This window comes from Pseudolactococcus insecticola (genome assembly GCF_011170065.1).
Lineage (GTDB): Bacteria > Bacillota > Bacilli > Lactobacillales > Streptococcaceae > Pseudolactococcus > Pseudolactococcus insecticola.
The window spans coordinates 89,135-104,850 of sequence record NZ_BLLH01000003.1; the positions used below are offsets into that span (position 1 = coordinate 89,135).

Sequence of the window (15,716 nt, forward strand, 5' to 3'; positions counted from 1 at the left end):
TCTTTTTGGCGTCTTGCACCATTATTTATTGCGTCAAATCAACGCTTTCCGAATCAAAACGTCAACACCCTCAGGCACCCATGCGGCGATAACGGCGTCTTCTACGACGCGAATCCAGCCAAGGCCTGAGAAGACAACATCGGTTTTTTCCTTGAGTGAAAACTCTTTTCTGACGAGTTTTGGAAAGCTTTCCAGTTCGTCCTCGTAAGGGGGCACTAGCAGTCCACCCGCATGTTTCGCGTAAAATTCATCGGCGCCTGCCAGTTTCGTGCGGTGAATGTTCAAGTTATTATCAAAAAATCCTGTAAATCCTTGTTTGTCGCCCTTGATATAATCAAATCGTGCTAAACCACCCATAAATAAAGTCTGACCGCTATTAAGCTGATACGTTTTGGGCTTGATTTCTTTTTTCGGACTGACGAGTTTGAGGTCATTTTTCCCAACAAAATGCGCCATCTGATGCCTATGAATAATACCCGGTGTGTCAATGATAAAACTACCATCATCAAGTGGAATCTCAATCTTGTCAAGCGTCGTCCCAGGAAAACGGCTCGTCGTGATGACATCCGAATCGCCAGTGGCATTTTTGATAATGGCATTAATCAGCGTTGATTTGCCGACATTTGTCACGCCAACCACATAAACGTCGCGTCCCGCGCGATAGTGCTCTATCTCATCCATCAGATCAGCAATATCGTCTTTGTTATAAGCGCTTGCAAGCACGACGTCTACTGGCCGTAGACCTTCTTCATGTGCCCGCTCGCGTAGCCAATTTCTGACCTTACTTTCCTTGACAGACTTTGGCAAAATATCGCGCTTATTGCCTACTAAAAGCACATCGTTATCAGCAACAAACCTGTGCAGGCCTGGGATAACAGACCCGTTGAAATCAAATATATCGATGACATTGACAACAAGCGAGTTGGTATTTCCGACTTCCGTGAGCAGTTTCAAAAAGGCATCATCGCTGATATTGACGTCTGCGATTTCATTATAATGGCGCAAACGAAAACAGCGCTGGCAGTACAGTTCCCCTGTTTCAAGCCCTTTTTCGAGTGCAGATTTTGGCGTATAGCCAAGCACCGTTTTATCTAGCGTCTGAATCTCAGCGCCACAGCCGATACACCGCAAATCCGTCAACGTTTCTAAATCGTGTTCTGCCACTTGGGTTCTCCATATTTTTCTATCAACTTGCGCCACACACGGCGTTCCCGCGCGCGATTGATCTTCGTGTTCCAAGCGTCCGACTCAACTAACGGCTTCACAAGCACGCTACGCACACCCGCACGCTTTGCCGCCCGAATATCCGTCATCAGCTGGTCCCCCACCATGATTACATGCTCCGGCGAGACGCCGTCAAGCTGCGCCAAAGCTTTTTTGATGCCAATGTCAAAAGGCTTCATAGCACGGCTGACAAAGTCAATATCAAAGCGTTCTACAGCTCGTTTGACACGGTCGTGATTATTATTTGAGACAACGATAACTTTGATATGTGTTGCTTTCATCTCTTCTAACCAGGCACGCATTTCAGGCGTGCCATCAGGATTATTCCAGGCAGTTAAGGTGTTATCTAAATCCACAAAAACCGCAGAAATCTCATGTCGTCTCAAGCTCTCCGCCGTCAGCTGATAAGCAGCCTCAAGCAAAAAATCTGGCTTATAATTTTCAATGCTCATATTTTATATTATAACATAAAAGCCCGTCAGAATCTGACGAGCCATTACGAAAAGGGAGTTTTATGAAAAAATATTTTAGGAATGACTTTATTATACTGTCAGAAGCTTAAGCCAACCTTACTTTTTCGTCAGAAATACAGCTGGCAGAAAAATCAGGGCTAGGACGATAGCTGAGGCTAGAAAACCCGCGTGAAAACCAGCTATCATACCTTTTCCAATCGTTGTTGCAGCAACAATTGTTGCAAGTAACGCCGTTCCAAAACTCGCACCTAGATTTTCAATGATATTAACTCCAACGCCAGCTTGCGGCAGCTCCTTGTCATCAAGACCTGTATAGGCATCGCTCGATAAGGGAATGTTGACACCACCAAAACTCGCACCACGAATGAAAAGCACGATTGACAGCCAGATGAGGCTGGTATGAGCCGTGATGAAAATCAACGGCACAGAACCAATCAAACAGACAACCAGACTAACTAACACGACTTGTTTTGCACCGATTCGGTCAATCATCTTGCCGATATAAGGCCGCGTGACAAGCATGCCAAGACCTTGTGGAATCAAGGCAAGTGCCGCACCGATTGTCGTCAGATGTAACACATTTTGGAAAAATAGTGGCAAGATGAGCATAGGACCCATGATGGCAATATTCGCTAGAAATAGACCGATACTTGTTGCTTTGAAAGTTCTGTGACGAAATAGTGCCAGCGGCAGGATACTGCGACCGTGATTTTTCTTGTCGTAGATTACGTAAGCACCTGCAAATATGAGTCCTAATAGAAGCCAGATGAGCGTGTTAGCATTTGCAAAACTTGCCTGGTCAGCAGCCTTTGAAACGCCAAATATCAGCGCGACACTCATGAGTGACAAAAGCGAGATACCAGGAATATCAAGCCTAGACGTCTTATCAAATGCAGGAAAATCTGGCAAATTTTTACGCATCATCACAAGTGAGATCACAACCACAGCAACATTGATGTAGAAAATCCAGCGCCATGAGGCAAACTCGACGATGAATCCGCCAAGTACAGGACCAAAGATCGGACCAAAAATCATGGGCGTCGTCACAATCGAGATGATTTTTCCGATATTTTCAGGACCAGCCGTTTTGACAAGGAGCGTTGACATTAGCGGTGTAATAATGCCTGCGCTGAAACCTTGCAGGAGTCGAAAAGCGATAAATGTCTCAATCGTCCAGCTAAATCCCGCTAAAACGGAAGTCAGGCCGAAAGCCAAAGTGGCTGCCATGAGCACCTTCTTGCCGTCAAATCGGTTCATCAGCCAGCCTGAAACAGGCACCGCGACTGCAAGTGCAAGGACGTATCCCGTAATCCCCCACTGGATAACGCCTAGCGTCGTTGCAAAATCATGCGTCAGCTCTTTGACTGCGATATTGACCATGGTTGAGTCAAGCATGGGGGCGATTGCAGCAAGCATGATTGTCCACGCTGCAAGCATTGTTTTATGTGGAATTTTTTGAGTTGTTGTCATAAAATAAGTTACCTTTCTTATGTTGACTCCTTTATTGTTTCCTTGTCAACATAATTAGTTTAACTTATTTTTGTTTCTTTGTCAACATAAAAAAGAAAAAAATAAAGCAACTCGCTTTATTCATTTTTTTGGCAACATTTCTTGGTCTAAATGCTGATTATAAGCTGTTACAAAGGCGATGACAGTGTCCAGCGCTTCTGACGAAAACTGCTCAAAAACAGCCTTATCTGATGTGATAAATTTGTCATGCAAATCATTATGAATAGCGTCTATTCGGCGTCCTTCATCCGTCAGCGTGAAATAAATCTCTTTTTTATTGTCTGGTTTTTGATAACTTGCGACAATGCCTTTTTGCTGTAACTTTTTAGTGATCTTACTAATGGCACCGCGCGTCATATAGAGCGCATTTGCAAGCCTTGTCACATTGGCATCCTGATGCGTCGCAATATACTCGATATAAGAAATCTCAGATAAACTAAAACCCGCCATCGCGCGCTCCATGATTGGCTTTCTGATTAGTAGTAGCTTGTTATTGAGATCTGTGATGCCTGACATGATTGCTTGTGACTTTTCCATAGTTATATTATAGCACACTGTTTCCAACTAAACAAAATCAAAAAAGCTCGCCATTTACTGACAAGCTCTTTCGAAAAAGGGAGTTATTTATGAAAAATATTTTAGGAATAACTAAAGTATACCCAATTTTCCCTAAACAAACCTTAAACTCAAAATTTATCTTTCAACTTGTCGAAAAAGCCTTCGGATTTTTGAGCTGAGACACTCTGACCACTTGCTTTTGCAAAGGCTGCGAGCGCTTCTTTTTGGGCGTCATTGAGTTTTTTAGGCGTCACAAGGTTGACAATCACGTGCTGATCGCCATTTCCCGTTCCCCGAAGTTTTGGTGCCCCTTTACCGCGCAAACGGAAGGTTTGACCTGTTTGTGTGCCAGCTGGGATTTTAAGCTTAACCGCACCATGAACTGTTGGAATTTCAATCTCATCGCCAAGCGCTGCCTGCACAAATTCTAGCGGCATTTCGTAGAAAATCTCAGCACCATCACGCTCAAACTTATCAGACGGCGCAACGTTGAACGTCACATAAAGATCACCATAGGGGCCGTTGTTGACCCCCGCATCACCGCCACCAGTCATGCGCATTTGTTGACCTGTTTCAACACCAGCTGGCACTGTGACTTTGACTTTGTGCAATTCTTTTTCATGTCCTGAACCGTGACAAGTTGGACATTTTTCTTTGATCTCCTTACCTGTGCCGTGACAAACATCACAGGTCGCCGTCGTCATCACGCGGCCAAGCGGTGTATCGCGCGCCACTTGAACTTGGCCACGGCCACCACACTTGCTACAAGTAATCGGCTGCGTGCCAGGTTTTGCACCATTGCCATGACAGGTATGGCATTCAGTCTCACGATTGTAGCTGACTTCTTTTTCGACACCGAAAATCGCCTCTTCAAACTTGAGATTGATGCGGTATTCTAAGTCATCCCCTTGCCTAGGGGCAGTTGGATTGCTACGCGCACCGCCACCACCGCCACCGAAAAACGATGAAAAGATGTCATCAAATCCGCCGAAGCCTCCTGAGAAGCCTCCGCCGTCAAATCCACCAAATCCGCCGCCACCGCCGAAACCGCCATTGGCTCCTGCAGCACCGTACTGATCATATGCAGCACGTTTTTGCTCGTCACCTAGCGTTTCATAGGCTTCTTGGATTTCCTTATATTTATCCTCTGCACCCGCGTCTTTATTGATGTCTGGGTGGTATTGCTTAGACATTTTCCGGTAAGCTTTTTTGATCTCATCTTGGCTAGCAGACTGACTGACGCCCAACCGTTCGTAAAATTCTGTGTTATTCATGTATCTAAAACCTCTTTAACATTTTTATAGTAATTCTATTTTACCATTTTATGCAGCTTTTGACAAAAAAATTAGCACTCTTTTTTTAGAGTGCTAATTTTCTCAAGCAGAAACTAGATTAAATAATAGATAGATCAGATAAATCACGATAAACAAACTTCCTTCTAGCCTTGTCAGTTCTCGTTTTTTTGTATTATATATGGCAACTATCATATAGGTAACTATGCCGATTGCAAGGGGCAAAATCACTTGTAAAAACGACATTGGAACCTGTATAGCGGTTTTTGAAAATGTAATGGTCGTGCCTAGGACAAGAAAAATATTCATCAGACTGGCACCCAAAAGATTGCCAAAGGCAAGGCCGCCGTAACCTTTTTTGACAGATACAATGACCGTTGAAAGTTCAGGTAAACTGGTGCCAAGAGCTACAATAGTCGCAGAAATCACAGCTTCTGACATACCCAGGCGTTTTGCTGCCACCTGAACCGTGGCAACCAAGACCGCAGAACTTACTGCAACAAGTAGTGCCGATCCAAGAAGTCCTGCAATCATCACCATCACAACCTTTTTCGGCGTTCTGACACCATCATCACCATCTTTAGCGACAAGGTTTGTGGGCTCGTCAGAGCGCTTGAGATAGCTATAAAGATAAATCGGCACCGCAATCAAGAAAATGATGCCTAGAAACCGTGGAATGTCAGCCTTTCCAGAAATGGTCCGCTTTACCAAAACGGTCGTAAAAAGGGCGGTCAGACTGCCTAAAATCAGCCAGACATTTAACGCGGACTTTTTCTTAACCGCAATCGTGCCGTAAAGCGCACCGACGCCCAAAATCAGCGTGGTATTCGTGATGACGGAGCCTAGTGCATTCAAGGGCGTTTGATCCCGTCAGAACCGCGCTGATGCTCGTTGCAAGCTCAGGCAATGTCGTGCCAATCGAGACAATCGTCGCACCGACAACCATCTCAGGAATGCGCAAAATCTGCGATACGCCAATCGCCGTATCCGTCAGATAATCCGCGGATTTTGACAAGATAAACAAGGCAGCAAGAAAGATAACCGCGATAATCCCCAAATGCAATGAATCAAATAATGTTGTCATAAAATGCTCCGTTTTCTTTTTTCGTAAAATAAAAGAGCCTAGACGCCAAGTCACTATCCTTCCTGCCCTAAGAAGAATCTGCCTTGAAGCCTAAGCCCAACCGTTTGTTATTTAGTTTTAGTTTTTTTGAAAAGACGTGCAAGCGGTGCCGCAATCAAGGTAAACAATACCGTGAAAAGTGTCAGCAAAAGCACTGGAATCAACAGGATGATCCGCGGAATATAACCTAGCGGACTCGCTTTTTTGACACCACGAATTTTTTCAGACTCGGCGTCCAAGCGATCGAACTCCTGCTCAATCCGACGCGCCACCTCAGCAATCCCAGCATCATCCATTTTTTTAATGTCTGATATGTCGATAGGATTGCCAAAGTTCATATCAATCTGCTCACGACGTGCTAGCCCCGAAAAGCCACGTGGTCCTTCATAAACTGCCGGCATGATGCGGACTTTCGCCATTTTCGCAATGACCGCAACACCACCTTTGACATCGCTCGAATGTCTGGAGCCACTTGGAAACATAATCAACGACTTGTTAGAATTTTTGAGCACCTTGACCGGATGTTTGATCGTGCTAGGACCAGGATGGTCGCGATCAATCGGAAAAGCGCCACACATTTCAATCCACCAACCAAAGAAGACATTTTTGAATAACTCTTTTTTAGCCATAAAAATGAACTGCTTGGGTGCTGTCGCAAAAGCCAGATAAACCGGATCCCACCAAGTTCTATGCGGCGCAACTAGGATATAATTCTCATCAAGCGCAGGGATCTTGTCCTTGTTGTGATAGTGCACATTGCCATTTAGCATCCAAAGCAAAATCGCAACGAAATTTCTAAGATAAGTATAAAACATGATTTTTCCTTTTTAATGTCAAATAAAAATAGCCTTTCGACTATTTTAACATATTTTGGCTTATCTGACCAATTTACTTTCAGTTTCGTGAATCTCATCCACTTCAAAACCTGCAGCTGTAAAGGCCGTTTCAATCTCTTTGACACCAAGTTTTCCTGTCAACTGAACTTCAATCGTCGTTTTGCGATTGTCGCCATTGATCTGCACGATACTTCTGACGTCAAGATCGTTCGCCGCAAGCACGTCTGACAGCTTTTCCAAAGAGCCTACGGCATCTGGAACTAGCACGCGAACGCGCACGCCAGCTTCACCATAGCCCGCAATTTTCAAGAAGGCACCAAAAACATCTTTGTCAGTGATGACGCCGCTCACACGATCATTGTCAACGACTGGCAAAACGCCGACATTGTTCTGACGCATCTTGTAAACTGCATCCTCAAGCGACGCATATTTTGAAATCGTAAGTACGTCTTTGAGCATGACCTCCCCAACCGTCGTTTTATTGAGCAAATAGTTCATCTCATAAACCGATAGGCTCGTCGCAACTGACGGACTTGCTTTCTCGATTGTCCCCGCCGTTACAAGTCCCACTAGCTGATCATTTTCAATGACGGGTAGTCTGTGAATGCCCTGTTCTTTCATGATGTCTGCAGCTTTTGCAATCTTTGTTGCAGGTGACACGTAGATCACCTTTTTTGTCATAAAATCTTTTACTGCCATAGCGTCCGTCTCCCTTATCTAATCATCTTCTAACTTTATTTTACCTGATATTAACAAAAAAAGCACGCAAAAATGCGTACTTTAAACACGTTTATCCGCCGAGATAAGCCTTGCGCACTTCATCAGAAGCTAGCAACTCTTTACCTGTACCCGACAGAACAACTTTCCCTGTTTCCAAAACGTAGCCACGATCTGCGATAGAAAGCGCCATATTGGCATTTTGCTCAATCAAAAGCACGGTTGTGCCTTGCTTTTGAATGTCTTTGATAATCTCAAAAATTTCTTGAATAAAAATCGGCGCAAGCCCCATTGACGGCTCATCCAAAAGCAAAAGTTTTGGCTGGCTCATCAACGCGCGACCCATGGCAAGCATTTGCTGCTCACCACCGGAAAGTGTTGCGGCGTCTTGCGATTTACGTTCTTCCAAACGTGGAAAACGTGCAAAGATTTGCTTGAGATTTTGTGCATTTTCTTCTCGATTTTTGCGGAGGAATGCCCCCATCTCAAGATTTTCCATTACCGTCAAACCTGGAAAGACGTGACGTCCTTCTGGAACTTGTGACAAACCACTCGCCACAATTTTTTGAGCAGGAACCTTTTGGATTTCATGCCCTTCAAATGTAATCGTCCCGTTTGATGGCCGCACGAGACCTGAAATCGTCCGCAAAATCGACGTTTTCCCAGCACCATTGGCACCAATCAATGACACAACTTCACCTTCATTGACCTCAAAAGAGACATCACGAACACCTTGGATGACGCCATAATGGACGTCAAGATTTTTCACTTCTAACATAGCCATTACGCTTCACCTCCTAGGTAAGATTCGATTACACGTTTATTTGTCTTAATCTCATCAGGCGTACCTTGCGCAATCAAGCGCCCGTATTCGAGCACGTAGATGCGCTCAGTCACGTTCATTACCAAACTCATATCATGTTCAATCAAGAGAATGGTAATGTTAAACTGTTGCTGAATTTGTTTGATCAAGGTTGTTAATTCGGCTGTTTCTTGCGGATTCATCCCTGCTGCCGGTTCATCTAGAAAGAGAATTTTCGGATTTGTGGCAAGAGCGCGCACGATTTCCAGACGACGTTGCTCACCATAAGGCAAGTTTTTAGCAAGATTGTCAGACTTGACATCCAGATCAAAAATAGCAAGCAATTCCATCGCTTCTTTTTTCATCGTTTCTTCTTGCTTGTAGTAGCCAGGCAGACGGAAAAGTGACTCAAAAAGTTTTGATTTCTTGCGTGTTCCCATGGCAATGAGGACATTGTCCAAAACTGTTAAATCCTTAAACAGACGGATATTTTGGAATGTACGTGATAAACCTGCTGCTGCAATTTTGTAAGTCGGCATGCCGTTTAGGATCTTGCCATCAAGCGTTACAGTGCCTTCAGTCGGCTCATAAACACCCGTCAACAAGTTGAACAATGTCGTTTTACCAGCACCATTTGGCCCGATCAGACCGACAAGCTCTGACTCACCCAGTTCGATATTAACATCGCCAACGGCCGTCAGCCCGCCGAAATTTTTTGTGAGATTTTTAACTTCAAGAAGTGCCATTATTTAGCCTCCTTATTTTCTTTTTTATTGAAAAAGCGAGAAAGTTTGAATTCCCATGTGCCCAAAAGACCACCTGGACGGAAAATCATAACTAAAATCAAGACGAGTGAGTAGATAATCATGCGAATAGCACCGAAATCTTGCAAGACCATGTTCAAAAGTCCTAAGATAACAGCTGCAATGATTGTCCCAGTCACTGAACCAAGACCACCTAACACAACGATGATCAAAGCGTCGACTGACTTCATCCATGTGAAGTCTTTTGGTGTAACCGTCCCGATAAATCCAGCATACAGACTCCCTGCAACCGCAGTCACCATGGCACCGATTGTAAAAGCGATAACCTTGACACGTGTGACATTAACACCCATAGACTCGGCTGCAATCTCATCTTCACGCACTGACAATGTCGCGCGACCAGAAGGCGAGTTGATAAAGTTCAAGATAAGAACGATAACGACGATGGCAAAAATAAATACCATGCCCCAGCTTGTATAAAGTAAGATGCCAGACAGACCAGCCGCACCATTTGTCAAATCACCACCATTCATGATGAGGATACGGATGATTTCAGAAACACCAAGCGTTGCAATCGCAAGATAGTCCCCTTTTAGGCGCAAAGTTGGATAGCCTACAATAACCGCCACAATCCCAGCAATAATGGCGCCAATCGCCATTGACAAGAAAATGGTTCCCCATGTTGCTGCCATGTGTGCTGTCACGATGGCTGAAGTATAGGCACCAATTGCCATGAAACCAGCCGAGCCAAACGAGAACTGACCTGTAAAACCAATGACCAAGTTCAGACCAACTGCAATAATCAGGTTGATGCCAATCTGCGTGATGATTTGTGCGACGAAAGCATTGATGACACCCGCGTTAATCAGAGCTGTCAGGATTGCATAAATCACGACAATGATGGCGAGCCAGATGATGTTTGTTTTAAGATTTTTTTTCATCTACTTACACCTTCTCTTTCACGTTTTTGCCAAGGATACCAGCAGGACGAATCAACAAGATGATGATCAGAACCGCATAGACAACCGCATCCTTGTAGCCTGCCACCCATGAAAGTTTTCCAGGGAGTGACTGAGCAAGTGTTTCCAAAAGGCCGATAACGATACCGCCCAGGGCCGCACCAGGAATAATCCCAATACCGCCCAGAACAGCTGCAACAAAGGCCTTAAGACCAGGCGCCATTCCCATCAGAGGATCGATAGATCCGTAGTAGAGACCAATCAGAACACCGGCCGCGCCAGCTAAGGCAGAACCAATGGCAAAAGTGAAACTGATCGTTCTGTCCACATTGATGCCCATCAGACGCGCAGCATCAGCTTCAACAGAAACGGCACGCATGGCTTTACCCATTTTTGTCTTTTTAACAACAAGTTGGAGCAAAATCATAAGAATGACAGCTGTCACCAAAATCATCAGCTGAACATTTGTAATCGTAATGCTGCCCAGCGTGTATTTTTCAACTGCGATGGCATTTGGAAATTGACGTGAAGCTGAACCAACAAAGTAAATCATGACATTTTCAAGTAAAAATGACACGCCGATAGCTGTGATCAAGGCCGCAACTTTTGTCGACTTACGTAAAGGACGGTAGGCCAGAAACTCGATAACCACGCCTAAAATCGCACACCCAATCATGGATAAGATAAGCGCTAAGAAAAAGTTCATGTGCAGGCCGTTAATCAGGTAGTAGCCCATGAAAGCCCCCATCATATACACGTCACCGTGCGCAAAGTTGATGAGCTTGATAATCCCGTAAACCATGGTGTAACCAAGCGCAATCAGCGCATAGACACTCCCGAGAATCAAGCCATTTACAATAATTTGCATTGCTTTTCTCCATTTTTCAATAATATTTTTTGTCTAAGTAGACATTTTATTGTATTATTTTACCATAATTTTCAGAAAATTCAAGCGTCCTGACTCATTTTATTTTCCAATTCGAAGGCACGTCAATCATTACTTTTTACCGTAAATAAGTCAAATCTCCTATATCATTTTTAGTCAGAATAATACAATGTTAAAATTAAATGAGAACTCATTATTACACAAAAAAGGAGAAATGAACTATGGGTAAGCACGATCCAATCATCACACGAAAATCAAATCAAACAGCTCTTAAACTCGCACTCGGTGCAGGGACATTTGCTGGAGCTCTCGCACTCGCAAACACAGCTGACGCTGACACCTACACGGTCAAATCTGGCGATAGTTTATGGGCTATTGCGCAAAAATATCACACAACTGTCGCCAATCTGGCGACTATTAATAAATTGTCAAATGCCTCCATGATTTTTGTAGGGCAAAAAATTGAAACATCAAACGTGACAACAACTCCCTCGACACCAGTTACCCCTACCCCGGCAGCACCATCAGCGCCCGCTGCGACAGCAACAACTTATATCGTTAAATCAGGCGATACACTTGGAGCTATTGCGCAGCGTCACGGCGTTTCAGTTGCGTCAATTGTCCAGAACTCTGGTCTTAGCAATCCTAACCTGATTTTCGTCGGGCAAAAACTGATCATCAAGGCTGGCTCCGCGACTCCCACAACACCTAGTCCAAGTCCTGCTGCACCCGCTCCAGTAGCGCCAAGTCAGACTGCTGCTGTCTATCACACGGTCAAGTCTGGTGAGACGCTCGGTGCCATTGCACAAAAATACGGCGTCAGCGTTGCTGTCATTGTCAAAAACACCGGTCTTAGCAACCCTAACCTGATCTTCGTCGGGCAAAAACTGACGATAAAGGCTGCTGCTAATGTTGAAAATACAGGTGGTGGCTCAACTGCCTCTGATAATAGTAGTGTCGGTGTGCCTCTCGATGTCTACTCGGGCCCTTACACCACTAGAAACACCTATGCTGCTGGCAACTGTACTTGGTATGTCAAAGACGTCTTCAAGACTCGCATGGGCGACTACTGGGGCAATGCAAAAGACTGGGCAGCAAGTGCTAAGCGTGAAGGCGTGCCAGTTGATGGCAATCCTGTCGCAAACCTGACTATTGCAGTCTTCCCACCAGGTAGCGCTGGGGCTGATAAAACCTATGGGCACGTTGCTGTAGTCATCGCAGTCAATGGTGACTATGTTACAATCAAAGAAATGAACGCAGTCGGCTATAACAAGGTCAGCACACGTGTTGTTGCAAAAAGCGCCGCTTCTTATATACATATGAATTATTGATTGTTTATCTCAGATAATGGCTAAACACCAGGTTAAACCTGGTGTTTTTTATATCATTCTTATATTAATTAACATTCTCACATTATTAGCACTGGAAATATTTTGCTTATTTGTCAAAAATATGATAATATTGAGTATAAGTAGAATTATATTCAAATTTAAAGGAACATAAACTCAATGGGTAAACATGAACAACCAAATTTAATTAATACCTCAAAAAATATCACGAAAGTCGCAATTGGTGTTGGAACAGTCGGTGGTGTCTTGACACTGACTCATCAGGCATCTGCTGAAACTTATACTGTCAAAGCAGGTGATACGCTCTCAACGATTGCGCAAACTTACAAAACAACGGCAGATGAGCTGCTGAAAATCAACAATAGTCAATCCTCAGATTTGGCAGTTGGTCAAACGCTTGAAACATCAGCTCCTGCTCCAAAACGTGTGACAACCTCTGTTCCTCCAGTCACTTATACTGTCAAAGCAGGCGACACACTTTGGGACATTGCACAGGCACATAATACAACTGTTGACGCACTTGCCAATAACAGCAAAATTACTGATCCTCAAAACCTTGTGATTGGTCAAGAAATCACCATCACGCCTGCGAGCGAAAAAGTTGACTATATTCAGCCAACTGTCACACCTGCCGTGCTTTATACAGTACAATCAGGTGATACACTTGAAAGTATCGCTGCAAGTCAGCAGGTTTCGGTAGATACGATCCTAAAAAATTCTGGCATCACAGATCCTAACACGATTTATGTCGGACAATTTTTAATCATCAAACAAGAAAGCGTTAGCTATGGCGATACAGCAAGTACAGGGGCTATCTCTGCTACGGCTAAAACCATTGCTACAAAGGCAAATATCTCAGAGCAAAATGCCCAAAATGCCCTTGATATTGCCAAATATCTGACAAGTCAAGAAGGCTTCACATTGCAAGGTGCTGCTGGTGCACTTGCAGTTGCTGAGCGCGAGTCTGGTTTCAATCCTGAAGCTGTCAACACGTCTGGCGGTGTAGCAGGTATCTTCCAATGGTCGGGCTGGTCAAATACGATCAACGGTAATCGCTGGGCACGCGCTGAAGCGAAAAAATTGACTTTAGACGTTCAGCTCAAACTTGTGTCAACTGAGCTAAACAGCAACTTCAAAAACGTCAAAACACTGATGTCAAGTGCCACTGACGCCAAGCAAGCAAGCTTGGACTGGTCACAGTACTACGAAGGCGTTGCTCTCACTGATTCCCAAACCCAATCTAACGATTTGCAAGCGAATGCACAAAAATGGTTCGAAATACTATCTGACGGCGCCGTTACAACAACAACGCCAGCTGTCTACTACGTCGTTCAATCTGGCGATACACTTGGTGCAATCGCTCAAAAATACAATGTCAGCATCTCTGATATCGTTACAAACTCTGGTATCAGCAACGCTAATGCCATCGCTGTTGGTCAAAAACTGACTATCAAGGCAGCCGTTACAAGCCTTGAAAATACAGTTTCTGACGCTAGCAGTGCCAATGTGCCACTAGATGTTAATAACGGTCCTTACACCAGCAACAACACCTACGCTGCCGGCAACTGTACTTGGTACGTCAAAGACGTCTTCAAGACACGTATGGGCGATTACTGGGGCAACGCAAAGGACTGGGCTGCTAGTGCCAGCCGTGAAGGATTGCTAGTTGACGGCAATCCTGTTGCCAACAAGACAATTGCTGTCTTTGCACCAGGAAGTGCAGGCGCAGATGCCACATACGGTCACGTCGCTGTAGTTATTGGCGTCTCTGGTGACACAGTAACTATCTCTGAGATGAACGCTGTAGGCTTAGGTAAAATCAGCACACGTGAAATACCGAAAAGTGCTGCAACCTATATCCACATGGATTATTAATCCTGATGATTCTTGTTGTCATTCAAAACACTTGTCAGATCTGACGAGTGTTTTTTTGAATCAAAAAAAGCATTCTGACGACTTCAATCTGTGGTCAGAATGCTTTGATACCATTTTATGATGGATTGACAATCTCTGCTGAGACTTCTTTTCCTTTTTCGAGTTTAACAAGGTAGGCTGACTTGACTGGATCGTGGTATTTATTGATATTGATCGTGCCTGTCACACCTTGGAAGTTCTTGATTTTTGCAAGGCCATCTGCAACGTCTACTGACGTTTTCGCTTTTTCTGATGTTGCTGCCTTATTAACCATCATCACTGCGTCATAGGCGCAGGCAGCGTAAGCTGAAGGTTCTTCGCCGTATTTGGCTTTGTAGTTTTTGATGAAAGTTTCTGTGTTACTGTTGGCTGGTTTTAGGCTTGAAAATCCTGAGACGAAGTAGATATTACTAGCAGCTTCAGGACCTGCTAGTTTGGCAAATGTCGGGTCAGCAAGGACGTCACCGCCAATGACTGGCACGTCGATACCGATCTCACGTGCTTGTTTGACAAGGATACCTGCTTCTTGGTAGTAACCGAGGACGAGCATGGCACCAAATTTTTCTTTAGACAGTTTTGAGAGTTGGGCTTGGAAGTCCTTGTCGCCTGCTTGATAAGTCGCGACGTCAACAATCTTGCCTTTGTAGTTGTCTTTGAAGTTTTGGAAAAGCCCTTTTGAATAGTCTGATGAGTTGTCGTAGTAAACAGCAACTGTGTCAGATTTCAATGTGCCTGTCACAAAGTCAGAGATGACTTTCCCTTGGAATGAGTCTGGGAAGATTGCACGAAAGACGTACTTTTCAACCTTGCTGCCTTTGTGAGTCAACTCATCGTTTGTTGACGTTGGTGCAACGATTGGCACGGCAAATTTATTGGCATTTGGAATCATAGCCTTTGTTTGAGACGAGGCATTGGTTCCAATAACAGCGTCGACCTTGTCGTTTGACATGAGGTTGGCTGCTACCGTTGCTGACTCTGCGTTATCGGACTTGTTGTCCTTTTTGATGACTTGAACTTTTTTCCCGTCAATGCCGCCTGCTTTATTGAGCTCAGCAACAGCCATATCTGCACCGCGTTCGCTTGACTTACCGTAAGCTGCAACTGCACCCGTCATTTCTAAGTCATAGCCGATTTTGAAGGTTTTCCCGATTTCATTTCCTTTAGAAGCAGTGGTTGCACCCGGCGCTGAGCTACACGCTGCAAGCGTCAAGGCAGCTGCTGCCGCCGTCAGACCAAGAAAAACTTTAGACATTTTTTTCATAAAAGACTCCTAAATTATGTTTTTTATTATTGTATCAATTTTCAGAAAA

The 15,716-nt window shown here is 44.4% G+C and carries 16 protein-coding genes; 2 read left to right on the plus strand and 14 right to left on the minus strand.

All coding sequences use genetic code 11. The features are described from left to right. Window positions 1-33 precede the first annotated feature (33 nt). The 13 genes from yqeH to Hs20B_RS04330 form a co-directional block, all read right to left on the minus strand. A complete protein-coding gene (gene yqeH / locus Hs20B_RS04270) occupies window positions 34-1,140 on the minus strand; it encodes a ribosome biogenesis GTPase YqeH (RefSeq protein WP_172356111.1) in 1,107 nt (368 codons plus the stop codon). 5 nt (window positions 1,141-1,145) lie between these two features. Then, on the minus strand, window positions 1,146-1,676 hold the full coding sequence (locus Hs20B_RS04275; RefSeq protein ID WP_172355964.1) for a YqeG family HAD IIIA-type phosphatase: 531 nt from the start codon (window positions 1,674-1,676) through the stop codon (window positions 1,146-1,148). Window positions 1,677-1,793: 117 nt separating this feature from the next. Beyond that, window positions 1,794-3,167, minus strand: coding sequence for an MDR family MFS transporter (locus Hs20B_RS04280; protein WP_172355966.1), 1,374 nt, complete (start codon window positions 3,165-3,167; stop codon window positions 1,794-1,796). A 120-nt stretch (window positions 3,168-3,287) separates the two neighbouring features. After that, window positions 3,288-3,743, minus strand: coding sequence for a MarR family transcriptional regulator (locus Hs20B_RS04285; RefSeq protein ID WP_172355968.1), 456 nt, complete (start codon window positions 3,741-3,743; stop codon window positions 3,288-3,290). A gap of 149 nt (window positions 3,744-3,892) precedes the next feature. Continuing rightward, window positions 3,893-5,038: a molecular chaperone DnaJ gene (gene dnaJ, locus Hs20B_RS04290; RefSeq protein WP_172355970.1), complete on the minus strand. Its 1,146-nt coding sequence runs from the start codon at window positions 5,036-5,038 to the stop codon at window positions 3,893-3,895. A gap of 102 nt (window positions 5,039-5,140) precedes the next feature. Then, window positions 5,141-5,911, minus strand: a complete 771-nt coding sequence (locus Hs20B_RS09800) for a sodium:calcium antiporter (RefSeq protein ID WP_172355972.1) — start codon at window positions 5,909-5,911, stop codon at window positions 5,141-5,143. Then, window positions 5,832-6,140: a hypothetical protein gene (locus tag Hs20B_RS04300; protein WP_172355974.1), complete on the minus strand. Its 309-nt coding sequence runs from the start codon at window positions 6,138-6,140 to the stop codon at window positions 5,832-5,834. The genes Hs20B_RS09800 and Hs20B_RS04300 overlap by 80 nt, the downstream gene beginning before the upstream one ends. A gap of 107 nt (window positions 6,141-6,247) precedes the next feature. Then, window positions 6,248-6,994 (minus strand): lysophospholipid acyltransferase family protein, encoded by a 747-nt coding sequence (locus Hs20B_RS04305; RefSeq protein ID WP_172355976.1) that lies wholly within the window; start codon window positions 6,992-6,994, stop codon window positions 6,248-6,250. A 60-nt stretch (window positions 6,995-7,054) separates the two neighbouring features. Continuing rightward, complete coding sequence (locus Hs20B_RS04310; RefSeq protein WP_172355978.1) at window positions 7,055-7,714, minus strand: CBS and ACT domain-containing protein; 660 nt, start codon at window positions 7,712-7,714, stop codon at window positions 7,055-7,057. A gap of 91 nt (window positions 7,715-7,805) precedes the next feature. Continuing rightward, window positions 7,806-8,516, minus strand: a complete 711-nt coding sequence (locus Hs20B_RS04315) for an ABC transporter ATP-binding protein (protein WP_172355980.1) — start codon at window positions 8,514-8,516, stop codon at window positions 7,806-7,808. Continuing rightward, window positions 8,516-9,280, minus strand: coding sequence for an ABC transporter ATP-binding protein (locus tag Hs20B_RS04320; protein ID WP_172355982.1), 765 nt, complete (start codon window positions 9,278-9,280; stop codon window positions 8,516-8,518). The genes Hs20B_RS04315 and Hs20B_RS04320 overlap by 1 nt, the downstream gene beginning before the upstream one ends. Continuing rightward, entirely contained in the window at window positions 9,280-10,239 is a 960-nt protein-coding gene (locus tag Hs20B_RS04325) for a branched-chain amino acid ABC transporter permease (RefSeq protein WP_172355985.1), read from the minus strand. The genes Hs20B_RS04320 and Hs20B_RS04325 overlap by 1 nt, the downstream gene beginning before the upstream one ends. A 4-nt stretch (window positions 10,240-10,243) precedes the next feature. Continuing rightward, window positions 10,244-11,125, minus strand: a complete 882-nt coding sequence (locus tag Hs20B_RS04330; RefSeq protein ID WP_172355987.1) for a branched-chain amino acid ABC transporter permease — start codon at window positions 11,123-11,125, stop codon at window positions 10,244-10,246. Window positions 11,126-11,364: 239 nt separating this feature from the next. On the opposite strand from Hs20B_RS04330, the gene Hs20B_RS04335 reads away from it, so the two are divergent. Further along, entirely contained in the window at window positions 11,365-12,474 is a 1,110-nt protein-coding gene (locus Hs20B_RS04335; protein WP_172355989.1) for a LysM peptidoglycan-binding domain-containing protein, read from the plus strand. Window positions 12,475-12,651: 177 nt separating this feature from the next. After that, on the plus strand, window positions 12,652-14,367 hold the full coding sequence (locus Hs20B_RS04340) for a phage tail tip lysozyme (RefSeq protein ID WP_172355991.1): 1,716 nt from the start codon (window positions 12,652-12,654) through the stop codon (window positions 14,365-14,367). Between the two features lie 115 nt (window positions 14,368-14,482). Here the strand turns inward: Hs20B_RS04340 and Hs20B_RS04345 are convergent, their stop codons facing one another. Continuing rightward, window positions 14,483-15,667, minus strand: coding sequence for an ABC transporter substrate-binding protein (locus tag Hs20B_RS04345; protein ID WP_172355993.1), 1,185 nt, complete (start codon window positions 15,665-15,667; stop codon window positions 14,483-14,485). Between the last annotated feature and the right edge of the window lie 49 nt (window positions 15,668-15,716).